General features: G+C 58.4%; 21 protein-coding genes. 7 read left to right on the top strand and 14 right to left on the bottom strand.

The genetic code is table 11. The features are described 5' to 3' along the window. Positions 1–3 precede the first annotated feature (3 nt). A complete protein-coding gene (locus tag ACP0GE_RS19270) occupies positions 4–1,668 on the top strand; it encodes a hypothetical protein (RefSeq protein WP_424833518.1) in 1,665 nt (554 codons plus the stop codon). Then, positions 1,665–2,342 (top strand): SH3 domain-containing protein, encoded by a 678-nt coding sequence (locus ACP0GE_RS19265; RefSeq protein ID WP_424833517.1) that lies wholly within the window; start codon positions 1,665–1,667, stop codon positions 2,340–2,342. The genes ACP0GE_RS19270 and ACP0GE_RS19265 overlap by 4 nt, the downstream gene beginning before the upstream one ends. Here the strand turns inward: ACP0GE_RS19265 and mfd are convergent. Continuing rightward, positions 2,339–5,794: a transcription-repair coupling factor gene (gene mfd, locus ACP0GE_RS19260; RefSeq protein ID WP_424833516.1), complete on the bottom strand. Its 3,456-nt coding sequence runs from the start codon at positions 5,792–5,794 to the stop codon at positions 2,339–2,341. The two genes, ACP0GE_RS19265 and mfd, sit on opposite strands and share 4 nt — an antisense overlap. A gap of 19 nt (positions 5,795–5,813) precedes the next feature. Continuing rightward, positions 5,814–6,341, bottom strand: coding sequence for a component of SufBCD complex (locus ACP0GE_RS19255; protein WP_424833515.1), 528 nt, complete (start codon positions 6,339–6,341; stop codon positions 5,814–5,816). Between the two features lie 120 nt (positions 6,342–6,461). Between ACP0GE_RS19255 and hemB the strand changes: the two genes are divergently transcribed. The 4 genes from hemB to ACP0GE_RS19235 all read left to right on the top strand — a co-directional run bounded on the left by hemB (position 6,462) and on the right by ACP0GE_RS19235 (position 11,316). Continuing rightward, positions 6,462–7,460: a porphobilinogen synthase gene (hemB, locus tag ACP0GE_RS19250; protein ID WP_424833514.1), complete on the top strand. Its 999-nt coding sequence runs from the start codon at positions 6,462–6,464 to the stop codon at positions 7,458–7,460. A 142-nt stretch (positions 7,461–7,602) separates the two neighbouring features. Further along, entirely contained in the window at positions 7,603–8,175 is a 573-nt protein-coding gene (locus ACP0GE_RS19245; protein WP_424833513.1) for a YSC84-related protein, read from the top strand. A 161-nt stretch (positions 8,176–8,336) separates the two neighbouring features. Next, positions 8,337–10,802: a penicillin acylase family protein gene (locus tag ACP0GE_RS19240; RefSeq protein WP_424833512.1), complete on the top strand. Its 2,466-nt coding sequence runs from the start codon at positions 8,337–8,339 to the stop codon at positions 10,800–10,802. A 118-nt stretch (positions 10,803–10,920) separates the two neighbouring features. Further along, positions 10,921–11,316, top strand: a complete 396-nt coding sequence (locus ACP0GE_RS19235; RefSeq protein ID WP_424833511.1) for a nuclear transport factor 2 family protein — start codon at positions 10,921–10,923, stop codon at positions 11,314–11,316. Between the two features lie 2 nt (positions 11,317–11,318). Here ACP0GE_RS19235 and ACP0GE_RS19230 read toward each other — a convergent pair whose 3' ends face one another. The 5 genes from ACP0GE_RS19230 to trkA all read right to left on the bottom strand — a co-directional run bounded on the left by ACP0GE_RS19230 (position 11,319) and on the right by trkA (position 16,184). Then, a complete protein-coding gene (locus ACP0GE_RS19230) occupies positions 11,319–11,603 on the bottom strand; it encodes a putative quinol monooxygenase (protein ID WP_424833510.1) in 285 nt (94 codons plus the stop codon). Between the two features lie 22 nt (positions 11,604–11,625). Continuing rightward, positions 11,626–12,897: a GTPase HflX gene (hflX, locus tag ACP0GE_RS19225; RefSeq protein WP_424833509.1), complete on the bottom strand. Its 1,272-nt coding sequence runs from the start codon at positions 12,895–12,897 to the stop codon at positions 11,626–11,628. Beyond that, positions 12,897–13,136 (bottom strand): RNA chaperone Hfq, encoded by a 240-nt coding sequence (hfq, locus tag ACP0GE_RS19220; protein WP_010440340.1) that lies wholly within the window; start codon positions 13,134–13,136, stop codon positions 12,897–12,899. Before hfq ends, hflX begins: the two co-directional genes overlap by 1 nt. 130 nt (positions 13,137–13,266) lie before the next feature. Then, positions 13,267–14,808: a TrkH family potassium uptake protein gene (locus ACP0GE_RS19215; protein WP_424833508.1), complete on the bottom strand. Its 1,542-nt coding sequence runs from the start codon at positions 14,806–14,808 to the stop codon at positions 13,267–13,269. Next, positions 14,808–16,184: a Trk system potassium transporter TrkA gene (gene trkA / locus ACP0GE_RS19210; protein WP_424833507.1), complete on the bottom strand. Its 1,377-nt coding sequence runs from the start codon at positions 16,182–16,184 to the stop codon at positions 14,808–14,810. Before trkA ends, ACP0GE_RS19215 begins: the two co-directional genes overlap by 1 nt. 96 nt (positions 16,185–16,280) lie before the next feature. Here trkA and ACP0GE_RS19205 point away from each other — a divergent pair, with 96 nt between their 5' ends. Next, complete coding sequence (locus ACP0GE_RS19205; protein WP_424833506.1) at positions 16,281–16,757, top strand: hypothetical protein; 477 nt, start codon at positions 16,281–16,283, stop codon at positions 16,755–16,757. 5 nt (positions 16,758–16,762) lie between these two features. On the opposite strand, the gene ACP0GE_RS19200 is transcribed toward ACP0GE_RS19205, so the two are convergent. From ACP0GE_RS19200 to dusB, 7 genes are all read right to left on the bottom strand, one after another. Beyond that, positions 16,763–17,938, bottom strand: coding sequence for an MFS transporter (locus ACP0GE_RS19200; protein ID WP_424833505.1), 1,176 nt, complete (start codon positions 17,936–17,938; stop codon positions 16,763–16,765). Between the two features lie 43 nt (positions 17,939–17,981). Then, a complete protein-coding gene (locus ACP0GE_RS19195; protein ID WP_424833504.1) occupies positions 17,982–18,560 on the bottom strand; it encodes a helix-turn-helix domain-containing protein in 579 nt (192 codons plus the stop codon). A 17-nt stretch (positions 18,561–18,577) separates the two neighbouring features. Then, positions 18,578–19,987, bottom strand: coding sequence for a sigma-54-dependent transcriptional regulator (locus ACP0GE_RS19190; protein ID WP_424833503.1), 1,410 nt, complete (start codon positions 19,985–19,987; stop codon positions 18,578–18,580). After that, a complete protein-coding gene (locus ACP0GE_RS19185) occupies positions 19,984–22,272 on the bottom strand; it encodes an ATP-binding protein (protein WP_424833502.1) in 2,289 nt (762 codons plus the stop codon). Before ACP0GE_RS19185 ends, ACP0GE_RS19190 begins: the two co-directional genes overlap by 4 nt. A 99-nt stretch (positions 22,273–22,371) precedes the next feature. Then, complete coding sequence (locus tag ACP0GE_RS19180; RefSeq protein WP_424833501.1) at positions 22,372–23,739, bottom strand: response regulator; 1,368 nt, start codon at positions 23,737–23,739, stop codon at positions 22,372–22,374. Next, the gene (locus ACP0GE_RS19175; protein ID WP_424833500.1) at positions 23,739–24,821 is read right to left on the bottom strand and encodes a two-component system sensor histidine kinase NtrB; all 1,083 of its coding nucleotides are present in this window, start codon (positions 24,819–24,821) and stop codon (positions 23,739–23,741) included. Before ACP0GE_RS19175 ends, ACP0GE_RS19180 begins: the two co-directional genes overlap by 1 nt. Continuing rightward, positions 24,818–25,801: a tRNA dihydrouridine synthase DusB gene (dusB, locus tag ACP0GE_RS19170; protein WP_424833499.1), complete on the bottom strand. Its 984-nt coding sequence runs from the start codon at positions 25,799–25,801 to the stop codon at positions 24,818–24,820. The genes ACP0GE_RS19175 and dusB overlap by 4 nt, the downstream gene beginning before the upstream one ends. Positions 25,802–25,884: the final 83 nt, after the last annotated feature.

Here is a 25,884-nt window from a genome sequence, read left to right as displayed (position 1 = left end):
TCCATGAGCTATGATTATGACCTCGGCACGTATTCCTGTGCGGTAACAACATCATCGGCCGATGCTCAGCTGTGGTTCGATCGGGGCCTTGCCTGGACCTACGGTTACAACCATGACGAAGCGGTCATGTGTTTCCAGCGTGCGGCTGAGCACGACCCAAGCTGCGCAATGGCCCATTGGGGCGTGGCCTATGCCGCAGGCCCAAACTACAATCTTCCGTGGGACCTGCGCGACGAACAAGGGCAGATAAAGGCGCTGGCGCTGGCCTATGACGCGACGCAAAAGGCGATGGCCTTGCTGGATCAATGCACACCGGTTGAACGGGCCCTGATCCGCGCCCTGCCCGCGCGCTATCCGCAGCGTGACCCGATCCCTGACATGCACGCCTGGGACTACGACTATGCCGACGCCATGCGCGCAGCCTTTGCCGAGCAGCCCGACCATCTGGACCTGCGCACGATCTACGTCGAATCCCTGCTGAACCTGACACCATGGCAGATGTGGGACCTGAAAACCGGGCAACCCGCCGAAGGGGCAGCCACGCTGGAGGCGCAGGACGTTCTCGAATGGGCCATGGCCAACGAGGCCAAGGCCATGTCGCATCCCGGCCTCCTGCACCTCTATGTCCATCTGATGGAAATGTCACCGACGCCCGAAAAGGCTCTGAAAGCCGGGGATGTCCTGCGCACTCTGGTTCCCGATGCAGGTCATCTTGTGCATATGCCAACCCATATCGATGTGCTGTGCGGCCACTACCAGAACGTCGTTCATTGGAACGAAAAGGCGACCGAAGCCGACCTGATGTATTACGAACGTGAAGGCGCGTTCAACATTTACACCGGGTATCGGCAACACAACTACCATTTTGCCATCTACGGCGCGTTGTTTCTGGGCCAGATGGAACCGGCCCTGCAGGCCAACCAGGGGCTGTGGGACACGACACCCGAGGATATGTTGCGCATCGAAAGCCCGCCCATGGCAGATTACTTTGAAAGCTACATGTCCATGGGCCCGCATATCCTGATCCGCTTTGGCCGGTGGGAGGAGGCTAAAGCGCTGGAACTTCCCGAAGACCCTGACCTGTATCGCACGCTGACGGCAACCATCCATTACGCCCGGGCAATCGCCTATGCCGCAACCGGCCAAGTGGCCGAGGCGGAAGCCGAAGAGAGCCTGTTTCAAGCTGCCAAAACCTGTGTTCCGGAAACTCGCAGGTTGCACAATAACCGCGTTATCGATCTGCTTGAAATCGCAAGTGAAATGCTGCGTGGTGAAATCGAGTACCGCAAGGGTAACTTTGAGCTTGCCTTCGCGCATCTGCGCCGTTCGGTCGAACTGGACGATACCTTGCCCTATGACGAGCCGTGGGGCTGGATGCAACCAACCCGTCACGCTCTGGGGGCATTGCTGTTCGAACAGGGCCACGTTGACGAAGCCGAGGCAGCCTATCGTGAAGATCTGGGACTAGGCGGCAATCTGAGCCGTGCGTCCATCCACCCGGACAATGTCTGGAGCCTTAAGGGCCTGCATGACTGCCTGAAGGCGCGCGGCGAAACTGTTGAAATCAAAATGATAAAGCAAAGGCTGGACCTTGCACTGGCTCGGGCAGATCGTGCGGTTGGGGCATCCTGTTTCTGCGCACAAGCGGCAATGAGGGCCGCTGAATGAAACTGATCTGCTTTTTGCTGGCCACGTTGGTCTGCAACCCCGTACTGGCCCAACGACAGAGCTTTCCACCCATCGACCAAGCTGATCGTGACCCGTCGCTGGCCGAATTTCGCGCCACGCTTCTGGAAAGGATCGCCGCCCGCGATACCGAATTCCTGGTCGCCTCGGCCTGCCCGGATATCTACCTGAGTCACGGCACCGCAGGTGGCCCCAAGGAGTTTCGCCTGAACCTGACAGTCCCTCCTGAAACCCTGGACGAAGAGTTTCGCCACGAAGCCGTCGACCTGCGGGAATCTTACTGGACCGATTTGGAAACAACGCTGTCCCAGCCTGGATATTTCGACGAGCAAGGTGAATTCTGGATGCCACATCCCTGGAAAATCACCTTGCCCGCTTCGCTGGACCCGTTCACAGCCTTTTTTGTGATGGGGGAAAACGTCTCCCTGCGTCAGTCGCCATCCCGCGACGGCGCTTTGACCGAGTTGATCAGCCACGAAGTGGTGATCGTTCCCGACTACCTTCCTGAACACGAATACCAGAAAATCTGGCTCACCGATGGCACGACAGGCTACATGCACCGGGATTACTTATGGTCCATGGTCGGATACCGCGCCGCGTTGGTGAAATCCGACGGCGGCGACTGGCAGATTTGCACCTTTGTGACGGGCGACTAGGCTTTTGCCTTTTTCTTTTTGGCCAACACCTTCTCGGCCAAATCTCGGGCAATCGCGAACGCGCCCTTGATCTTGTCGCTGTCTTTCTTCCAATCGCGGCGCACAACGATCTTGTTGTCTTTGACCTTGGCCAACCCGCGTTGGTTTTGGATGAATTCCACCAACCCCTCGGGAGAGGCAAACTTGTCGTTGTGAAATTGGATCGTTGCCCCCTTCGGGCCACCGTCCAGCTTGGCGATCCCGGCCCGTTTGCACATCGCCTTGATGCGCACGACCAGCATTAGCGTATTGACCTCTTTCGGCAACGTCCCAAAGCGATCGATGAGTTCAGCGGCAAAGCCTTCCAATTCGACTTTGGTCGACAGGGATGACAGACGGCGATAAAGACCCAAGCGCACATCCAGATCTGGCACGTAATCCTCGGGGATAAGAACCGGCACGCCCAGATTGATCTGAGGTGCCCACTGGTCGTCGGCATCGCTGAGACCCTCCATCTCACCGGCTTTGATCTTGGCAATCGCCTCTTCCAGCATCGACTGGTAAAGCTCATAGCCCACATCGCGCATCTGGCCCGATTGCTCCTCGCCCAGCAGATTGCCTGCGCCGCGGATGTCCAAATCCTGTGACGCCAGCGTAAACCCTGCCCCAAGCGTATCGAGAGATCCCAGAACACGCAGGCGTTTTTCGGCCGTGGCGGTCAGCCGGGCGCGCGGCTTGGTGGTCAGATAGGCATAGGCTCGGGTCTTGGATCGCCCCACCCGGCCCCGTATCTGATAAAGCTGCGCAAGGCCGAACATGTCAGCCCGGTGCACGACCATCGTATTCGCGGTCGGGATATCCAGACCGCTTTCCACAATCGTGGTGGCCAGCAGCACATCGTACCTGCCATCATAAAAAGCGTTCATCCGGTCATCGAGCTCACCTGCGGCCATCTGCCCGTGCGCGACCACATAGGTCAGTTCTGGCAATTGCTCTTTCAGAAATTCCTCGATCTCGGGCAGGTCCGAGATGCGCGGGACCACATAGAAACTTTGTCCGCCGCGGTAATGTTCGCGCAGCAGAGCCTCGCGGATGGTGACCGCATCGAACTCGCTGACATAAGTACGTATCGCCAGACGGTCGATGGGCGGAGTGCCAATGATAGACAAATCGCGCACACCGGTCAGCGACAATTGCAGCGTCCGAGGGATCGGTGTGGCAGTCAGGGTCAGGACATGCACGTCCGAGCGCAGCTGTTTCAGCCGTTCTTTGTGACCGACGCCGAAATGTTGTTCTTCATCGATGATCAGCAGACCCAGGTTCTGGAACCGGATCCCCTTGGCCAGCAAAGCATGGGTGCCGATCACGATATCCACCGTGCCACGCGCCAGCCCGTCGCGGGTTTGTCGCGCCTCTTTCGCCGACACAAAGCGCGAGAGCTGCCGGACCTCTAAAGGGAAACCCCGGAAACGTTCCTTGAACGACGCCGCGTGCTGACGCGCCAGCAACGTGGTTGGGGCAATCACCGCGACCTGTACGCCCGACATTGCCGCCACAAAGGCGGCACGCATGGCGACCTCGGTCTTGCCGAACCCCACATCGCCGCAAATCAGACGATCCATCGGCGCGCCGGAATGCATGTCCTCCATAACTTCCGAGATCGCCCGTAGCTGGTCCTCGGTCTCCAGATACGGAAAGCGCGCGCTGAACTCCTCCCACGCATGCGGCGGCGGGTCCATGACCGGAGCCTTGCGCAGGGCGCGTTCGGCAGCGATGCGGATCAGCTTGTCCGCCATCTCGCGGATGCGCTCTTTCAGCTTGGCTTTCTTGGCTTGCCATGCGCCGCCGCCCAGACGGTCCAGAAGCCCTTCGTCGTGGCCGTATTTTGACAGCAATTCGATGTTTTCGACCGGCAGATACAGCTTTGAATGCTCGGCATATTCCAGCAACAGGCATTCATGCGCGGCCCCGGCGGCGGTGACGACCTCCATCCCCTGATAGCGCCCGATGCCGTGATCCACATGCACCACAAGATCACCGGGGCTGAGGGACTGAGTCTCGGTCAGGAAATTCTCGGCCTTGCGGCGTTTTTTGGGCTGGCGGATCAATCGGTCGCCCAGCACGTCCTGTTCGGCGATCACCGTCAAATCGGGTGTCTCGAAACCATGCTCCAGCGCCCATACGGCCAGATGCAGACCCCGCTTGCCAACGCGGGTGCCGTCAGAAACAGGGATCGCTTCGGCCAATCCTTCGTCTTCGATCAACCCTGTCAGACGTTCGCGCGCACCTTCGGAATAAGACGCAATCAGCACCGGCCCTTTGGCCATCTTGTCCGTAATATGGCTGGCCAGTGCGCCAAACAAACTTATGCTTTCCTGCTGCCGTTCCGGAGCAAAGTTGCGCCCGATCCGTCCGCCCGCATCAATCACGCCGGGACCGCTGGCCTGTGGCAGTGGGCTGAATTGCAGCACCCGAAGGTCGCTCACTGCCTGCTCCCACGCGGCGTCATCAAGGTAAAGCAATCCGGGCGGCGCCGGCTTGTAGACCGTATCCATGCGCGAGCGGTTTTCCAAAGCCAGCTTTCGCGTTTCATACTGATCCGCAATAGTATCCCAGCGCGCCAACCGCGCAGGTGTAATCTGATCGTCCAGAGATACCGTCGCCCCCGGCAGATAATCAAACAACGTTTCCAGCTTCTCGTGGAAGAACGGCAGCCAATGTTCGATGCCCTTATGTTTACGCCCCGCGCTGACAGCCTCGTACAGCGGATCGTCGGTCCCAGCCGCACCGAACTCGATACGGTAGTTTTGGCGGAAACGGGTGATGGCAGCGTCATCCAGAATGACCTCGGAAACCGGGGCGAGTTCCACGACCTCCAGCTTCTCGGTCGTCCGTTGTGAGACGGGATCGAACCGGCGCGCGCCGTCAAGTACATCTCCGAACAGGTCCAGTCGCACCGGGCCGGATTCGCCCGGTGGAAAGATGTCGATGATCCCACCACGGATAGCATAGTCACCGGGTTCCATCACGGTGGGGCTTTGCGTAAACCCCATGCGCACCAGAAACTTGCGCAACATGCCTTCGTCAACACGGTGGTCGACACGGGCAGTGAATGCAGCTTCGCGCAAGACCTCTCGGGCAGGAACCCGTTGAGTTGCAGCGTTCAGCGTGGTCAGCAGAACGAATTGTGCTGGCATCTGATGCACCAACGCCGCCAGAGTCGCCACACGGGTCGCCGCGATGTCCGCGTTGGGCGAAACGCGGTCATAGGGCAAACAATCCCAGCCCGGAAAGACAAAAACCGGCATGTCTGGCGCAAAGAAGGCCAACGCAGCACGCATCGCCTCCATTCGCTTGTCATCGCGGGCCACATGAACAACCGGACCGCCGGAACGGGCGATCTCGTTCAGGACAAGCTGCGCGTCATACCCCTCGGGGGCGCCGCCGACTGTCACGTGGTTCGGAGCCTGCATCGCCTTGTCCTTATCATTGTTACCAGCCCAGAACGCCGATCGAAAAATTCTGGTACATTCCCCAAAGCGATGTGATCAATATCGAAATCATGCCGATGATCTGGGTATAGACCCGGCAGCGTGTCAGGACTTTCGATACGACCTCTAGTTTCGGTTCTTGCCGTTTCAGTCGTCGGGCCGCCGAAATATTCACCAAAGCCACAAAACACAAGGGACCCAGAAGCAGGAAAACCGCCTGAGCGAATTCAAGACCGTAATAGAACCCCATCGTCGCCAGCCCGGTAAAGATGAAACAGCACAGCGCCATAATCACCAGACCGGACGCATCCACGATATAGAGCAGCCTGTTTGAATTGATACGGACGATGTCCAGCAGATCCTGTTCAGTCTGACCGCCGACCCTGCGTGCCCTTACCACCAGATCGTATGGTACACCCATCGCCCAATGGCTTGCGGTTGACCACAATACGGCCAGTCCGATCCAATACCACAGATTCGAAAAGCTGCGCATATCAATAAGTTCAAAGATTGAAGAGTATAAATCCAAGCACCAGCCCCTTGTTTCCTGTCTTTGGGGCCTGTCACCACGCCGACGCGTCTATTGGTACCCTTGAGACCTCGGCAAATTCATGCCACCCAATGCGCAATTGTTCAAGGAGAGTGCGCAATGAAACCGACCATCGCCCCACACCCTCTGACCCGGTTTCGCCGGGCGCGTCAATCCGAGGCAATCCGCGGGTTGGTGCGAGAGAACAATTTGACCACCGATGACCTGATCTGGCCGGTCTTTGTGCGCGATGGTGACGGGGTGGAAGAACCCGTGCCGTCCATGCCGGGCGTCATGCGCCGCTCGGTTGATCAGATCGCAAAGGCTGCGGTCGAAGCGCAGGCGATGGGTATTCCCGCAATCTGCATCTTTCCCTATACCGACCCGTCCCTAAAGACCGAAGACTGCGCAGAAGCCTGGAACCCGGACAACCTGTCCAACCGCGCCATCCGAGCGATCAAGGCCGCAGCCCCGGATATTGCGGTGATGACGGATGTGGCGCTGGACCCCTACAACATCAACGGCCATGACGGCTATGTCGTCGATGGTGAGATCGTCAACGATCAAACCGTCGAGGCGCTGGTCAAGATGACGCTCGCCCAGGCCGAAGCCGGGGCGGACATTATTGGCCCCTCGGACATGATGGACGGGCGGATCGGCGCAATGCGCCGGGCGCTCGAGGCCGCAGGGCACCATAATGTGATGATCCTCAGTTACGCCGCCAAATACGCAAGCGCATACTACGGCCCGTTCCGCGACGCGGTCGGCGCATCCGGCGCGCTGACCGGAGACAAGAAGACCTATCAGATGGACCCGGCCAACTCGGATGAGGCCCTGCGTTTGATCCAGCGCGACCTGACCGAAGGCGCCGACATGGTTATGATCAAGCCAGGCCTGCCGTACCTGGATATCTGCCGAAGGGTCAAAGACACGTTTGGCGCGCCAACATATGCCTATCAGGTCTCAGGTGAATACGCGATGATCCAGGCGGCGGCGCAGAACGGCTGGATCGATGGGGAAAAGGTTATGCTGGAAAGCCTGTTGGCGTTCAAACGTGCCGGATGCGACGGCATCCTGACATATTTTGCGCCGCAGGTCGCGCGTCTACTGCAAGGCTAAAACCCTGCCATTTCGCAATTTTTCGCCGATTGCAGGGCCCATCGGATTAGCTTTTCCGTGACATGTCCCGCCAATCGGCGTATTCTTGCACATAAGATCGGGAACACCCGGCAATTCAGGCATACTTACAGAGACAGGAAACATGAGCAGTTCCAACACCCCCCGACTGAGCCGTCGCGGCTTTGCTTTTGGCATGGCCGGGCTGACCCTGACCGCAGCGTGCGGCAACGGTGTCGGCAATACCAACGCGGCAACGATTGATGCCCGCGTCGATGCGACGCTGAACGAAATGTACAGCAAGTACCCCAACACCGTGGAAATCGCCAATAAAGCCAATGGCATGCTGGTGATGCCGCTGATCACCGAGGCCGGTTTCATCTTTGGTGGCGCCTATGGCCAGGGTGCGTTGCGCATTCAGGGCGCGACCGTCGATTATTATTCCGCCGTATCCGGCAGCGCTGGCCTGCAAATCGGAGCACAGCAATACGCCCATGTTCTGTTTTTCATGACCGAAGACGCGCTGAACGATTTCCGACGCTCCAGCGGTTGGACCGCTGGTGCCGATATTGGCTACGTGGTTGATGCAACCGGCGACTCGTTATCAACCGACACGACACAATTGCGCAAACCTGTTCTGGCGGCCGTCTTCGGACAGGCCGGGCTGAAATTCGGGGCCACGGTCGAAGGCACGAAATACACCCGCATTATCCCCTGAAGATCAAAGTCCCCCCTCGGCTGACCCCTGTTGCATTCTGTGACGGGGGTCAGACTTGAGGGGGGTTTTCTGGGTTGTTGACGCAGCAATCCTCTTTCGGTCGGGCCGGGGTTCTACTAGTGTCGCTGCCAACAAAAGCCGAATGGATTTGTGGGGCGTAAATGGGTGTGATTTTTCGGTGGCTTGTTCGGATTACCACGGCGCTGGTCATGTTGGTGCTGGCGGCCATCGGGTTGGTCTATTTCCTGGCCAGCCAGTCCCTGCCGGAATACAACCAAACGCTTGACGTCAATGGCTTAAACGCTCCGGTCGAGATTGTACGCGACACCGCGAACGTACCGCATATCCTTGGAAGTTCCGACCCGGATGTGTTTTTTGGTCTGGGCTATGCCCATGCACAGGACAGGCTGTGGCAGATGACGGTTTTGCGCCGCACGGCTCAGGGACGCCTGTCTGAAGTTTTCGGCCAGCGCACCGTGCATATCGACAAATTGCTGCGCCGGTTCGATCTGTACGGTTTGGCACATCGGTCCGTCGACGCCCAGGATGACTATACCAAGGCTGCCTTGCGGGCCTATGCCGCCGGCGTGAACTCACGTCTGGATGAGATCAACGAGGCCGCCCTGGGTCGCGGCGCGCCCGAGATGTTTCTGTTCAATGCCCCCGTTTCACCCTGGCAACCCGGCGACAGTCTGGCGGTGATCAAACTTATGGCTTTGCAATTGTCTGGTCATTTGCAGGATGAGGTACTGCGCGCCCGAACCTCGTTGATGTTGAACGATCCGGCCCGGCTGGTTGACATTTTGCCGGACGTGCCTGGGCCGGGCATTGCGGCCCTGCCCGAATATGCCGCGCTGTTTCCAAATGTTCCGCGATACGCCGCAGGTGTCGTTTTGCCGGATTCGCCCTTGTCGCCCTTGTCCCCCCGCGGCCTTGCCGGCGCGTCCAACGCATGGTCCGCCGCGCCATCGCGCTCAGCCAGCGGCGGGACCTTGCTGGCCAATGACCCGCATTTGGGCTTTACCGCGCCCGGCGTTTGGTATCTGGCCCATCTGGGACTTGAGAAAGGCGGCGTTATCGGGGCCACCATCCCCGGTGTCCCTGCCGTCATGGCCGGGCGCAGCGACAGGTTGGGTTGGGGTCTGACGTCGTCTTATCTGGACGACCAGGACGTTCATATCGAGCGTCTTAATCCAGAAAATCCCGAAGAATACATGACGCCGGAAGGGTACAAAAAGTTCCTCTCCCGCCCTTCGATCATTGAAATCAAGGATTCGGCCCCGATCACCCTGACCCTGCGATGGACCGAAAATGGCCCTGTTCTGCCCGGCACGGATTTCGATTTGGCGACCATCACTCCACCCGGCCATGTCGCCTCGTTATCATGGAGCGCGCTGAGCCCGCAGGATACATCAATGACGGCCTCGATGCAGTTGATGAACTCCGACACCGTTCGGCAGGCGATTGCGGCGGCGGAAAGCTATATCGCGCCGTCCCAGAACCTGTCTTTGGTCGACAGGGATACGATCGGGCTGAAACTTATTGGTGCGATGCCTGAACGGGACCTCAACAACCAAAGCCGGGGGCGTATCCCGACCCCGGGCTGGTTAGAGCGCAACCGCTGGCAAGGCCGATTACCCTATGCGGACAATCCTGAATTTGTTGCGCCTGCGGGCGGCATTCTGGGTAACACCAACAATAAGATTATCGACCGTCCCTTCCCAAAACATGTCTCATATGAATGGGGAGACACGCAGCGCGTCCACCGCTGGGAACGCCTGATGCAATCGCGCGAGGTGCACACCCGCGACAGCTTCATCGAAGCGCAATTGGATACTGTCAGCTTCACCGCCCGTTCTTTGTTGCCGCTGATCGGTGCCGATCTGTGGTTTACGGGCGAATCCGCCCCAGAGGGCACGTTGGAACGGCAACGCCAGACCGCGTTAAACCTGCTGGCGGAATGGAACGGCGAAATGAATGAGCATCTGCCTGAACCCCTGATCTATGCAGCTTGGTTACGGGCGCTGCAAATTCGTCTCATTTCGGACGAGCTTGGACCGCTGGCTTCAGAGTTCAAGCATGTCGAACCATTGTTCATAGAACGGGTGTATCGCGACATCGATGGCGCCGCAGTCTGGTGTGACGTTCGTCAAAGCGCACCCGTTGAGACCTGCACCGATATGGCCCGGCTGGCGCTGGATGACGCGTTGATCTGGATTACGGAACGATATGGGGACGCGTTGGAATCGCTGCGTTGGGGTGACGCGCATCAGGCCACTCATGACCATCCGGTTCTGGGTGAAGTTCCGGTGCTGAGATTCTTTGTAAACATCCGCCAGTCCACCAGTGGCGGCGACAACACCTTGCTGCGTGGCCGAACCTCGGGTGAAGGGCCCGATCCCTTTCAGAACGTCCACGGTGCTGGCTATCGTGGCGTCTACGATTTCGCTGATCCCGACAGTTCGGTCTTTATCACCGCGACGGGCCAGTCCGGTCACTTCCTATCACGCTATTACGACGATCAGGCCCAGCTTTGGCGGAGAGGAGAGTATATTCCGATGTCCTTGGACATGGACCTGGCCCGCGCAGCCGCCGTTGGGGTGACCAGGCTGATCCCTGCCCGATAATCTCTTACCTTCGGATTTTCGCCGATAATTGCTGCCTGCGGCAACCAACGTGGACGCATGGCAGGCGGATATTCTAGCATCCCCGTCAAAGCGGATGAGCTTGGCAAGGGGGACAATCGTGGGCAGCGTTCGAGACGAGATGAACAATCTGGCGCGGGATTACGCCATCGCGTGGAGTTCCGGCGACGCCGAGGCGGTGGCTGCGTTTTTCACCGATGACGGCCAGATCAGTGTCAACGGTGGTGCCCCAGAAAACGGCCGAGCGGCCATCGCTGAGTTCGCGCGTCGGTTTCGGGACGAGTTTTCAGACTTTGAATTGCGTTGCGACATGATGCGTTGGGCAGGAACGCATGCCATTTTCGTTTGGACTCTGGAAGGGCATCACGCGAAATCCGGCAACCACGTAGTCACACGGGGATGGGAGGAATGGGAGTTGGCCCCAGACCAAAAGATCATCTCGTCACAGGATTGGTTCGACGCTCAGGACCATCAGCGTCAGATCGACGGTATCTGACACTATTCCGACGAGATCGAATAGTCGCGCGAAAGACCTTGAGTCACTTCAAACCACTCCGAGGCTTTGGTCCGGGCCTGATGCGCATCGAACGCCGCGCGATTTTCAAAGACTTCGCTGACATTGAACCGACCGGGGATATCTGCATCTTCGACAACTTCGAATGACAAACATCCGGGTTCGGCCCGAGTCAGGGCGACGTGGTCTGGCAAAGCCGCCCGAACCTGCGCAACGCGATTTGCAGGCACCATGATGTGCCCGCGTAAAAAAACCTTGGCCTCAGCCATACTCGTTACCTTTCGTTACCTTTCATAAAGCTGCGAACTGTGCAGCCTGTTTATCCGTCCACAATACCGAAATAACAAAACCTTCTTCGGCCTGCTCTTCAGAACGAACCACATCCTGACGATACAGCCAAGCCCGTTTATCACCTTCTGCAAAGCCAAGCTTCAAGGTTTCTTCGTGACGAACGCCCTGCAACTTGGTGGCAATATCGGCAAGCAAGGGATCCACCCCCTCACCAGTAATTGCCGAAATGGCAAAGATCGACGGGTCACGCTCGGCCCGCGACAATGACGCGGCGCGTTCGTCGTCGCTTAACAGATCAATCTTGTTCCACACCTCAAGCCGGGGCCGGTCGCCATCGACCCCGAGGGATGCAAGAATTGTCTCGACATCCTGCGCCTGAGCCTCTGTCTCTTCATGGCTGATGTCCCGGACATGGACGATCAGGTCAGCGCCCAGCACTTCCTCCAGTGTTGCGCGGAAGGCCGCGACCAACTCGGTCGGTAGGTTCGAAATGAAACCCACCGTATCCGATAGAATAACCTCGGGGCCGTCAGGCAGCTCGACCCGGCGCATTGTCGGGTCCAGAGTGGCGAACAACATGTCCTTTGCCATCACTTCGGCCCCAGTCAGGCGATTGAACAGAGTAGATTTCCCGGCGTTGGTGTAACCCACGAGTGCAACAATCGGATACGGCACCTTGGCCCGCGCGGCGCGATGCAACGTTCGGGTCTTGACCACCTTCTGCAACTGACGGCGCAGGCGAACCAACTGTTCATCAATGGCGCGGCGGTCGGCCTCAATCTGGGTTTCACCGGGGCCGCCAACAAATCCAAGGCCGCCCCGCTGACGTTCCAGGTGGGTCCAGGCCCGCACCAGCCGCGTGCGCTGATAACTGAGAGCCGCCATCTCGACCTGCAAAACACCTTCACGGGTGCGGGCGCGGTCGCTGAAAATCTCGAGGATCAACCCGGTGCGATCGAGGATCTTAACCTTCCACGCCTTCTCCAGATTGCGCTGCTGCACCGGGGTCACCGGCCCGTCGATCAAAACCAGCTCAATCTCATTGTCGTGGAGGCGTTCGGCCAGCTCCTCAATCTTGCCGCTGCCGAACAGCAAACCGGCCTGAGCGCGCGGAAGGCGTACGATTTCCGACCCGACCACATCAAGATCGGGCAAAGCGGCAGCCAGTGCCACCGCCTCTTCCAGCGCCGGTTCCGGGACACGGCGCTGTTCATCTGATTTGATTTCCGGATGCAGCACCCAAGCCCGGGTGCGCGTCCTATCGTGTTCCATCAAGAAGCGTCTTCGCCCTCATACAGGCTGATCGGCTGCGATGGCATGATGGTCGAAATCGCATGCTTGTAGACCAGCTGCGACTGTCCGTCGCGGCGCAGCAGCACGCAAAAATTATCAAACCAGGTGATCACACCCTGCAATTTTACGCCATTGATCAGGAAAATCGTGACCGGGACCTTTGCTTTCCGTACGTTATTCAGGAACGCGTCCTGCAGATTCTGTCTGTCCGAAGCCATATTTTGTTGTCTCGCCGTTGTTCTTGCTACGCGCTGCGGACCAACGCGCTCCCTCGGGGTGAGTATGTCGTGGCGCGCGCAGATATTCCAGATGAAAAATCAGTCGGTAACGCAATGATCAGATGACCAATTAATCACGCCATAGATTTGGGGTGATCAAAGCGATGATCGCAAGCGTTTCAAGCCGCCCGATGATCATGGCCGCGCACAGCGTCAATTTGGCCCCGCCGGACAGATCGATCAGGCGGATCGGAGTGTCTGTTGCCAGCTCAATCAGCGGGCCGGTTGTACTAAGCGCGGCGACACTCAGCACCATCGCATGCTCAAAACCCACACCGGTCGCGGCCAACAGGACATCGAACAGCCCAAGGGTCAGTGCGAACATCATCAGGAATATCCAGGCAATGAAGGCACCGTCACTTTGAATACGCCGGTTGCCGCCGCCCTCGCCGCTGACCGAGGACGGGTAGATCAGCCGGTCAATCTCGCGCTTGCCATTCAGATACAACGCATAGACGCGCAGCAGCTTGACACCCCCGGCCGTGGTGGCCACGCCCCCTCCGATCAGGGCAAGCCCCATCAGCACCAGGCCGGGCGTGCCCAGGCCGGACAACTGCTGAGCATCGTTCCAGTTGGCACTTTCAAAACCCGCTGTGGTCAAAAAGGACATGACCGTAAAAACCATGCCCCAGATGACGTTGAGCGCCTGAAACGCCTCAATCTGAAGGCCAAGCTCGGCAACACCCGCCAGCACCCGGAAGAACAGCAGCGCCGCCACCGCCAAAACGATCAGCAACCCGATCCTGAATTCAGGATCTTTGTCCAACCTGGCGTAACCTGTGGTCGCAGTATCGGTTGAAAATGTCAGGCGGGACAGTGCAAAGAAAAGGAACAGAAACAGGATCGCCTCACCCGTGAAGCCCGCGGTCGATCCTTCAAGACCACCCACCGGGGAAATTCCCGAGGTCGCCATAACCGACATCGCATGGCAAACCGCTGTCAAACCCTGCTCACCCGCAATCAGCAACAGAACCCACATCACAACCGTCAACCCCGCATAGACCGGGGTCAATGCCCGGGTCACACGGATTAGATGGCCGCGCGGGTCTGTCTTTTCACTCTGCGCCACACCTGACACCGGTCGCCCGGGCTGGCCGCGCGCAGTGACTTCGAAGCCTCCCAAAGACAGGGGTGCAAGTATGGCCGCCGCCGCGATCCACATCAGCAAACCGCCCATCCAGCCGACCAATGCCCGCCACAAGTGCAATGGCGCGGTCAAGCGTGCGGGGTCGGGGAACAGGTCGGCACCGGTCGTTGTTACCGCGCTGACCATATCAAAATAGGCGTTCAGGAAGCTGGTATTGCCAAGCGCATCATGCAGCGGCACCGCCAAGAACAGCGGCAGGACAGTAAATGACGACAGCATCACCGCCAGCTGGCCCAACGTGCCGCGTCGTGGTTCGCGGTTCATCAGCGCCAGTGCGATCAGCGACACGACAAAGATGCCTAACAATCCCGAATAGAAGAACGAGCGCGAGGTATCGTGATCATCCAGTGACAACGCATAAGCTGCCGGTATCCACATCGCCAGCGAAGCCACGCCCCAGATCAGCAAAAGCAGAGGCAACCGCCGCATAACCCCAACACGTTTCTGGTGGCGCGCCCGATACATCAGAAGAAATCGATGGAAACCTGCATAAGGCGTTCCACCTCGGGTACGTCCTTGGCCAGTGCAAAGATGGCCACCACGTCCTTCTCATCGATCCGAAGGCTACCGGTCGGGCGCAGAACTTCATCCCCTTTGCGCACAGCCCCCACTAGAACACCTTCCGGAAAATCGATATCGCGCAGCCTCTGACCCGCCATGGGAGAGGTCGACAGAACTTCGGCCTCGATCACCTCGGCCTCGGCATCGCCGATGGAATAGACCTGCCGCACGCGGCCATGTCGGATGTGGCGCAAGATCGAGCTGACAGTGGTAGCGCGCGGGTTGATATAGGCGTCGATCCCCAGCGGCCCCATCAGCGCCACCATGCTGGGGTCATTGATCAGGGCAATCGCCAGCGCGCAGCCCTCACCCTTGGCGCGGACAGCGGCAAGCATGTTGGTCCGGTCATCGTCGGTGACAGCCAGCATCGCGTCGGCCCGATCGATTCCGGCTTCGCTCAGCAAAGCCGAATCCAGCCCATCGCCGTTCAGGACAATCGTCCGCTCCAGGGCCTCGGCTGCGATTTCGGCGCACTTTCGATCGCGCTCGATAATCTTGGCGCGCACCCGGCTTTCGCGCTCTTCCAGCGTCCGGGCGACTTCAAGCCCGACATTGCCACCGCCGACAATAACGACACGGTCCTGTTTTCGTTGCGTCTTGCCAAAAACTTCCATCGTGCGATCAACGTCTTTGACGTTGGTAAAGACGTAGCATTCGTCGCCAGTAAATAGCTGATCGTCCGGCTCGGGCGCGAACAGAGAGCCTTCGCGGCGCACACCCACAACGATTGAGCTGAGTGTCGAGAACAGATCAGTCAGTTGCCGCAGCGGCGTGTTAACGATCGGGCAGTCTTCATCCACACGGATGCCCAGAAGCTGCGCCTTGCCTTCCATAAAAATCTCGGTGTCGAAGGCAGATGGCGCGGACAGGCGGCGCATGGCGGCGGCGGCAACCTCACGTTCCGGGCTGATCACGACATCGATGGGCAGATGATCCCGGCGATATAGATCCGAGTGGATTGCTTCCAGATAGGATTTGGACCGCAACCTTGCGATCTTGCGTTGAATCGAAAAGACCGAATGCGCCATCTGACAGGTGACCATGTTCACCTCATCGGAATGGGTCGCGGCGATGATCATGTCGGCATCCCGGGCCCCTGCCCGATCCAGCACATCCGGGTAGCTGGCAAAGCCCGCAATGCCCTGTACATCCAGCGTTTCGATCGCGCGACGCACCAGGTCGGGGTTGTTGTCCACCACCGTCACGTCATTCAACTCACTCGACAGGTGCCGCGCAATCTGCCAGCCGACCTGACCGGCGCCGCAAATGATGACCTTCATGTTTCTGGCCCTTCTGCCTGAAATCTTTGAATGACAGATGGCCCCAAAGCGGTCAATTGAATTGTCATGAACAGATGGTTGAGGCAAGATAACAGTATGAAAACAGTAGCTGCTTTCCTGATCCCTCTGCTTGTTCTGTCCGCATGCGGTCCGTTATCGCTGTATTATCGCGAGGGCGAAAGTGTCTCGAAACTTCAGACCGAGACGACGGAATGCCAGGTTAAGGCCCTAAAAGATGCGCCGGTCGCCAGTCAGATCCGGCAGAGCCCACCGGTCTATTGGCCCGGTCGCACCTATTGCGATGGTAAAGGAAACTGCTATCGCTCGGCGGGTTGGTGGGAACCCGGCCGGATTTACACCGTGGATGTGAACCAGGGGCTACGCAACACGGTCGAGGCGCAATGTATGGCTGCAAAAGGGTTCCGCCCGGTCAGCCTGCCGCCATGCCGAAACGCCGTCAAATCGCAGGTCGCCCCTGCCCGCACGACTGTTCTGCCACCGCTGAACCCGTCATCTTGTTTCGTAAAATTCGAAGACGGATCGTTTCAGATCATCACCCCGGGTCAGACCTGACTGTATCAAGCGGTGCTTGCCTGCCTGCGCCGCGCCGCTAGCCACAGATGCAAGACAATGGCAACGGTGTAGATCCCGATCACTACCGCCAACATCACCGCCTCATTTGATCGCCAAAGAACCGCCAACAAGATCGGGGTACCCAGCAAGTTACCCGCATTTCCCATCTGCGCCATTGCCCCGTAGCTGAGCGCCTGGTCCTCGGCTGAGGAATTAAGCTGCGGAACCGCCGCAAAACTTCCACCCTGCACCAGCCCCAAAACGGCAAACAGAGCGATACACACAGCAGCCAACGGAGCGCCAAAAAATAGCGCAGAGATCGCCAGAATTGCCAGACCAAACCCCAATATGATCACTGTTACGCTGGACACAAAGTTCATCAAAAGCGGGACAAGTAACCATGACAACATGATCCCTGCCAGCGGCATAAGCCCCGTGACGGACGCACGGATACTTTCTGGCAGCTGACCGGGTAGAATGGCCAGTAGCGACACGAAGGTCAGCGTATAAAAGAACCACCCAATTGCCGGGGCGGCGACGAACGCAGACCGATAGGTTTGTACGTGGATATTGACGAAGGCCGCCAGGTTCCATCGGTTCGCCTCGGGCTGCCCCATATCGACTTGCAGACGAAGCAGCGCAATTAGCCCTGCGGTCGCGGCCATCAAGCAACCGTGCGAAGCAAAAAAGAACGAAAGGCCAAAATGTTGGACCAATGGCAACCCCATCCAGGCATTAAGCGCGAACGCGACGCCGAAAAAACTGCTCCACAGGACCATGGCGACATTACGAGCTTTGCCTTGGGTGATTTGCGCAATCAAGGTAGGTGCCGCAACAACAATGGCCAGATGCGACAGCCCCTCCAGCACGCGGCTGGTCAACAAAGCGTAGAACCCGGGAATAGTTGCCTGATAAACCGATATCGCACTGCCCAGGATCAAGCCGAACATCAATAACCTGACCGGTCCGACCCGCCCCGTGACAGCACCGGACACTGCTCCGAACACTGCGCCAACCAGGCTGATGATCGACAGTAACCAGCCGATCGAAGTTGTAAAAGCAGGGTATAGCTGGGCGACATCGTTAAAGGGCAGAGCAATTTTGGCAAATTGGGTCGCCGCGCCCAACCCGGCGAGCCAAAGAAATACAACTTGAAGGAAAACACGCGCGGAATGAGTCATGAAAACTACTTACAAGCCTCGCCGCGGTATCAACACGCATAAATTATGCGCAGACCCGGCGCATGCCGCTGACCAGTCGAACAGGCGTTCCGTCTGACAGATACAGGCGCTCCCAAGTGATCTGACCTGCGCTGATCCGTATCCTGTCGTGCCGGGCCTCAGAGGTTATGAATGTTTTGGGTTCGGGGTGTTGCAGATCCCACCATCCGCTATCGTGAAGCTCGTGTTCCGCCTGCCTGATCTCGTCGGTCGCGAATTGCCACAAAGACACGCCCAACAGCGCATTCTGACTGGTATTCCAATCTTTCGCGCGACTTGCAGAATACGCCAGGCAGTTGTGGCTGGCCTCCTCCACAAGATGCAGACAGTCCTTCGAGCGCACCACCAGCCGTTTCAGTGCGTCGTCATCGGCTTTGATCGAGCCAAGCGCCGAAAAAACACTGGTCTGCAATTCGGGCGCGGGTATCTGGACGTTGTTTTCCCACCGGGAAATCGTTGTCTGATCTACATTCAACAGGTCCGCCAAAGCAGATTGCTTGCAGCCGATCGATCGACGCAACCGTTTCAGCCGCGCTCCGAAAGCGGGATAGCCAATTGTGGAGGCTTCGATAAGCTGTACCAACGGACCCTCCCGGCGGATTACTCCGCCGGTTCCGGTTCATCCAATTGCGCGACCCGTGCCCCGGATTTGTTCGAGGTAACCACCCCCAGCGACTTCAGCTTGCGATGCAGCGCGCTGCGCTCCATCCCGACAAAGCTGGCCGTGCGGCTGATGTTTCCGCCGAACCGGTTGATCTGGGTCAGTAAATACTCGCGCTCGAACGCCTCGCGGGCCTCGCGCAGCGGTAGGGTCGCCAACACGCCGGACAAGACCACGCGACCGGTTTCGTCCGATTTTTCCTCTTCGCTCGGTAGTTCCCGCGCTTCGATCGGATCGGTCCCATCGCCCAGGATCAAAACACGCTCGATCAGGTTCTTGAGCTGACGCACATTGCCCGGCCAGGTCATCGTTTGCAGCAATGCGACGGCTTCATCCGACAACTCGCGTATCGGAAGACCCTGCGTTTCGTTGCACATCTCGATGAAATGCTGGGCCAACATGGGAATATCCTCGCGCCGTTCCTCCAGCGAGGGCACCGCGACCGGGACGACATTCAGACGGTGATACAGTTCTTCGCGGAACCGATCCGCCGCGATTTCTTCTTCCAGGTCGCGGTTGGTAGACGAAATCACCCGCAGATCGACCCGCACTTTGTCCGAGCCGCCGACACGCTGGAATTGCTGATCCACCAACACACGCAGGATTTTGGACTGAGTCCCCAACGGCATGTCCGCGACTTCATCGAAATAGACAACCCCGCCATGCGCCTCTTCCAGCAGGCCAGACTCGACGCCACGCTCGGTGGATTCGCGGCCAAATAGAACCTCTTCGACCCGCTCCGGCTCGATCCCGGCGCAATTCACGGTCACAAACGGGGCATTTGCCCGGTTTGAATGAGCATGAATGTAACGCGCGGCAATTTCCTTGCCTGATCCAGCCGGTCCGCTCAGCATGACGCGCCCGTTCGATTTCGTCACCTTGTCCAACTGGCCCTGCATTGCCCGGAATGCGGCTGATTTGCCGATCATATCCGAACTGCTGACCTCTTTACGTTTCAGCGAAGCATTCTCGCGCCGCAGGCGAGATGTCTCCATCGCGCGGCGGATCACCACCATCAGCTGGTCGATGTTAAAGGGCTTTTCGATAAAATCGTACGCGCCCTGCTTGATGGCAGCGACCGCAATTTCGATATTGCCGTGGCCCGAAATAATCACCACCGGCACATCCGGGTTGTCCCGTTTCACCGCCTTGAGGATATCAATCCCGTCCATCCGGCTGTCTTTCAGCCAGATATCAAGGATCAGCAATCCCGGCGGCTCGGAGTTGATTGCCGACATGCATTCATCTGAATTACCTGCAAGTCGGGTGGAATAACCTTCGTCTTCAAGAATATCTGACACTAGTTCGCGAATATCGCGCTCGTCATCAACGATCAGAATGTCGCTCATCTCTGGCCTGCTTTCAGTTTGTTGGTTTTAATCGCCTTGTTCTGTGGCGCTGAAGTCGGGCCGCCTGAGGCCCCCGGAAGACGGATGACAGCCATTGCGCCGAAATGGTCCTGTCCGTCAAAGATGGGCGCGTCTTCCAATGTCAGCGCTCCACCATGTTCTTCGATAATCTTCTTCACAATCGGCAACCCCAGACCCGTCCCTTCGTCGCGGGTCGTGACATAGGGCTCAAACAGCCGCGCCCGGTCTTCGGGCAGGCCAATACCGTTATCCGCTATCGTGATCAGGGTCCCGGCGTCGTCTTGTGTCATGGCAACCTTGATTTGCGGCACAAGACCATCTGGAGTCCCTTTTTCCTTAAGGGTTTCAATTGCTTCACCGGCGTTCTTGATCAAATTCGTCAGCGCCTGATTCAGCATTGTCGTGTCTACATCGGCCAGAATGGGTTGTTCCGGCAGTTCAGCGTCAATCTGAACATCCGGCTGGCCAGCCTGCTGCAGCAAAACCGCCTCACGCACCAACTCCACGATGTTTTCTTCATGCCGATCCGGTTCCGGCATCCGCGCGAATTTGGAGAACTCATCCACGATACGCCGCAGGTCATTGGTCTGCCGTACAATGACATCCGTCATCGATTCCAGCGTATCGCAATCCTCTTCATCCAGTTTGCGCGAGAATTTGCGTTTGATCCGTTCGGCACTCAACTGGATCGGGGTCAGAGGGTTCTTGATCTCATGCGCAATACGACGGGCAACATCACCCCAGGCCGCCATGCGCTGAGCGCTGACCAGATCGGTCACGTCATCAAAAGCCACAACATAACCTTCCAGCCCGCCATCTTCACCACGTCGGGTGGCCATGCGAACCAGCAGGTTTTCCAACTGCCCCTTGCGCGCCACCTTGATTTCGCCCTGAACGGCCTCTTGCCCGCTATCTTTCAGGGTTTCGAACAATGGCAGGAATTCCGGTACGGCGATGCCAATTGCCAGATGCGCTTCACCCCTGGACCAATCGAGCAACCGCTCGGCCGAGCGGTTTACGAACGTCACACAGCCATCCGGGTCTACACCGACAACCCCGGACGTGACCGAGCTGAGTACGGAATCAAACAGACGCCTGCGCCGCTCGATCTGCCGGGTGTTTTCCAGCAGCGTATCGCGCTGGCCTTTCAACTGTCGGGTCATCTGGTTGAAGTAACGCCCCAACATCGCGATTTCATCATCGCTGGCCTCTTCAATCACCTGAACGTTCAAGTCCCCGGCGCCGACGCGCTGTGCGGCAGTTGTCAACCGCCCGACAGGACGAGACAGCCGCTCTGCAAACCACATGCCCAAGGACATCGCCGCAAGGATCAGAATCACCGCAAAGCCAAGATATAAAAGGCCAAACTCAAACAGGACCCGGCCCCGTTCGCTTTCCAACTGACGATAAAACTGCGCCGTTTCCTTGGTATCATCCAACAGAGTCAGCAACTGCCCGTCCACCTCGCGACTCACGTAAAGATAGCGATCAGCAAAGGCTTGCAACGGGACCAGAGCCCTAAATTCGCTGTTCGCCCAATCCGCGATAATCGCCACCCCCTGATCGTTGGCCTCGATCATCTCTTCCGGTGTCGGTTGCTCGTAATTGAACAGGTAAGACCGATCCCCGCGGGACCGGATCTCACCGCTTCCGTCGATGACATAAGCTTCGCGCAGGCCGCGTTGAATCTGGGCCTGCCCTTGCGCCAGAACCTCGCGCAATTCTCCGTCCGAAATGAAATAATCCAGCGAGCGTGCATTATCCAGAAAGCGCGCCAAGACCGTCGCGTCCTGCGTCAGGCCCTCGCGGTGTTCCTCCTCATAAGCTTCGGCGGCGGTGAGAGAAGACCCGACGACCTCTCGCACCCGTTCCGAGAACCAACCCTCAAGCCCGATATTCACGGTCAGCCCCGCAAAGATCGCAACCGTTACGGTCGGCACCAGTGCCAGCAGCGTAAAAGCGCCGATCAGCCGCAAATGCAGCCGGGATCCTGCGGATTTGGCACGCCTGGCCGCGATCAGGTTGCCCAGTTGCCCCAGCACCAGTGCCGCGACGACCAGCACATAGACCAAATCCGCCAGCAGAATCAGCCGCAGCGTCGGTGCCGTTGCACCCAGGTCAAATGGACCGATAACAAGATAAGTCGCCAGCGCCAGCGCGGGCCCAAGGATAACCAAACCAAAAGTGCTGAAATTACGCAATTTCCGGGACTTGCGCCACCGGTTAATCGATAGGAATGGCCCGTTCTGTGCCCGGGTTGCCACCGTCTGCCCTCATTCTGATGTGTCGCTTGCGCGACGAACCGCCATATGTCGTGGTCCTTGTCGGGTGAGAACCCGAATGCCACGTTTTGTGTGGCGATATTACATCAGTTTGCGTCGGCGTGTCACCTGAATATCTAGGTCGGTGATCTTTTTCCGCAGCGTATTCCGGTTAATCCCCAGAAGATCAGCACATTTTGCCTGATTTCCGCCGGTCGCTTCCAGTGCGATTTCGATCAGCGGCGCTTCGACCTCGCGCAATATACGCTGATATAGGCCGGGAGGCGGCAGCATGTTGCCATGCAGGTCAAAATACCGCCTCAGGTGACGGCCAACCGAGGCTGACAGCTTTTCGCGCTCACCACCCCCCAGCACCGGTTCGGCTTCGGGCTGGCTGCCAAGAACCATCTCCACCTCAAGGCGTGAGATTTCGTCGGATCGGCTGGTCAGGCTAAGCCTGCGAATGGCGTTTTCCAACTGCCGCACATTGCCCGGCCAGGAATAGCGGCGGATCAGCTCAATCGCTTCGGGGCTGAGCCATCGTTTTGCGCCGGTTTCCAGCTCCTCACGGGTCAGGAAGTGATCGGCGAGAAGCACGATGTCGTCCACCCGCTCGCGCAGGGACGGCACATGGATCGTTGCGCCACACAGGCGGTAATACAGATCCTGCCGCACGCGCCCTGTCTCCATCGCTTCGGTCAGATCGGTCTGGCTGGTGGCCATGAAGCGCGGCACGTGGTCACCCGGCGCGTCCATCATGCGGACCACCCGTGCCTGAACTTCGTCGTCGATATCGGCGATCTCATCGATCAGCAGGGTACCGCCCCGCACGCGCGCCATAATACGGGCCGGCCCCTCCAGATCGCGCAGGTCCGCCACTGTCGCCGTAACAAACGGCAAGGTTCGCCGATCCGAGAAGTCGTGTATGGCCCGCGCAATCAGGGATTTCCCGGTGCCACTTTCCCCCGAGATCATCACCGACAGATCCGTATTCATCACACGGGCCACCAGACGGTACAGCGCCTGCATCGCCGGGGTGCGCCCGACCAAAGGCAGTTCGTCCGGGCGACCCTCGGGCTCATCCGACGGTTCGGGCTGGGCGCGTTGTTTCTGGTCCAACGCACGAGCTGTGCGTTTCATAAGATCCGGCAGATCAAACGGTTTGGGCAAATAATCATAAGCATCAGCCTCAGCCGCCTGAATAGCCGTCATGATGGTGTTCTGCGCGGAAATCACAATCACAGGCAGGCCCGGCCGGTCCTGTGCGATCTTGGGCAACATCTCAAGCCCGTTGCCATCCGGCATGACAACATCCGAGATCACGACATCGCCCTTGCCTTCACTCACCCAGCGCATCAGCGTGGTTAAGGACGACGTCGCATGCACCTTGCACCCGGCCCGTGTCAGGGCCTGAGTCAGAACGGTCCGGATTGTGCGGTCGTCATCAGCGACCAGAACTGTGCCATCCATCAGGTGTTCTCCTTGCTATGTTCCTCTTTGGGTGCCCGCCGCAGAGACAGGCAAAATACGGTTCGTCCGGGCACCGATTCAGCGGACACCCAACCGTCATGGTCCGAGATAATCTTGCTGACCAGCGCCAGCCCCAGCCCGGTGCCGTTCTCTCGGCCGGAAACAAACGGGTCGAAAATATCGCTGCGGATCTTGTCCGGCAGGCCCGGGCCATCATCGATGATTTCGACCTGCAACGGCAGCGAATGGCCCGAGCCGTCACTGCGGCGCAGGCGGAAGGAATGCTCAAAATAGGTTCTGAGGCGAATGATTCCGCCTTTTGGATCAGCGGCTTCGGACGCATTTTTGAGCAGGTTCAATATCACCTGCAAAAACTGATCGGGATCACCATAAGCCAATGGCAGAGAGGGATCGTAGTCCTCAATAATCTTCATATGCGCCCCGAAGCCCAGCAGCGCAGACCGGCGTGCGCGGTCCAGAACATCGTGGATATTGAAAGGCTTGAAATCGGGCACAGACAGGTTGCCAAACTGCTCGACCTGTTCCAACAGCTTTACGATGCGACGTGTCTCGGCCACAATAAGATCTGTTAGTTCAAGGTCTTGCTGCGAGATATTCATGCTCAGCAACTGCGCCGCACCAGTAATCCCTGCTAACGGGTTCTTGATTTCATGCGCCAGCATTTCGGCCATCCCGATGGCGGATTGCGCTGCTGATTTCACCGAATTTCCTAGCGTCATCCGGCCCGCCAGTTCGCGCGGCGAGATAGTCATGATCATCGATCCCGGATACCCCATCAGCGGCGCAATCTGCATCGCGCACTGCAGCGGCGGCCGATTGCCCGACCCTACGTCGACGTCATTGACAAACAAAGGCGTACTTTGGCGCCGCGCGCGCAAGAACGCCTCCTCCAGCGGCGCATCCACGGCCAGCAGATCCCATACCGGATTCCCAACCACCGATTTGCGTGAGGCATTCAGAAACCCCTCACCCGCCGAATTGACGTCGGAAATCCGGTCCTCGGGGTCTATGATGAAGGTCGGAACCGGCAAGGACGCCCAGATGCTATGGTCCGAGGTCATGCGGCCACCCCGACACTGGTGCTCAATGCGTCCTTCAGCAGGAGAAGCACTTCGGCAGGATCACGCGATGTCAGAACTGCCCGGCGTAAGGGCGAAGTTGTACCGGCCTCATCCATGTACCAGCCAAGATGTTTGCGCGCGACGCGCAGGCCAAGGTCCTGCCCATAGAACTCCAGCATCGCCTGATAGTGCGAGCGGACCATATCAACCAAATCTTTGCCCTCAGGTATCTTGGGTGCCTCTGCGCCGTAAAGGTCGTGACATATCTGTGCCAACAGCCATGGCTTACCCTGTGCGCCACGGCCGACCATGACGCCATTCGCGCCTGATCGCTCCAGCGCCTGCCGCGCGGCGCAAGTGTCCACAATATCTCCGTTCGCGATGACGGGGATCGACACCGCTTCGCTGACCGCCCGAATCGCCTGCCAATCGGCGCGCCCTTTGTAAAACTGACACCGCGTGCGTCCGTGGATTGTGACCATCTGAATGCCAGCGTCCTGAGCCCGCCGCGCCACGTCCGGCGCGTTCAGCAGCGAGTCATCCCAGCCCAGCCTTGTCTTCAATGTCACGGGCACGTCCACCGCCTCGACCACGGCCTCGATCAAGGTCAGCGCGTGATCCGGGGTTTTCAGCAACGCCGAGCCTGAGTAGCCATTGGTCACCTTTTTGGCGGGGCAGCCCATGTTGATATCGATCACCCGCGCGCCGCGATCCGCGACCTGCCGAGCGGCCTCGGCCATCCAGTGCGCCTCGCGCCCGGCCAGTTGAACGGCGGTGTTTTCCACATCAGCCGACAGTTCAGCCCTTTCGCGCACACCTGGTTTCGCCTGTACCATTTCCTGGCTGGCCACCATTTCGCTGACCACAAGACCCGCACCGAACCTCATCACCAGATCGCGGAACGGGCGATCCGTGATTCCGGCCATCGGGGCCAGTAATACCGGAGAGGTCACTTCCTTTTCAGCAAGACGCAGGGTCAATGTGCCTAATCCTTGAGCAATTGCGATTTAGATATCGAAATCGCAGCATATGAACAAGAAAACGGCATCCGACAAGCCTGCAA

Source organism: Ruegeria sp. (assembly GCF_965243365.1).
In the GTDB taxonomy this organism is placed as follows: Bacteria; Pseudomonadota; Alphaproteobacteria; order Rhodobacterales; family Rhodobacteraceae; genus Ruegeria.
This window is presented reverse-complemented; position numbering and strand designations above follow the sequence as displayed.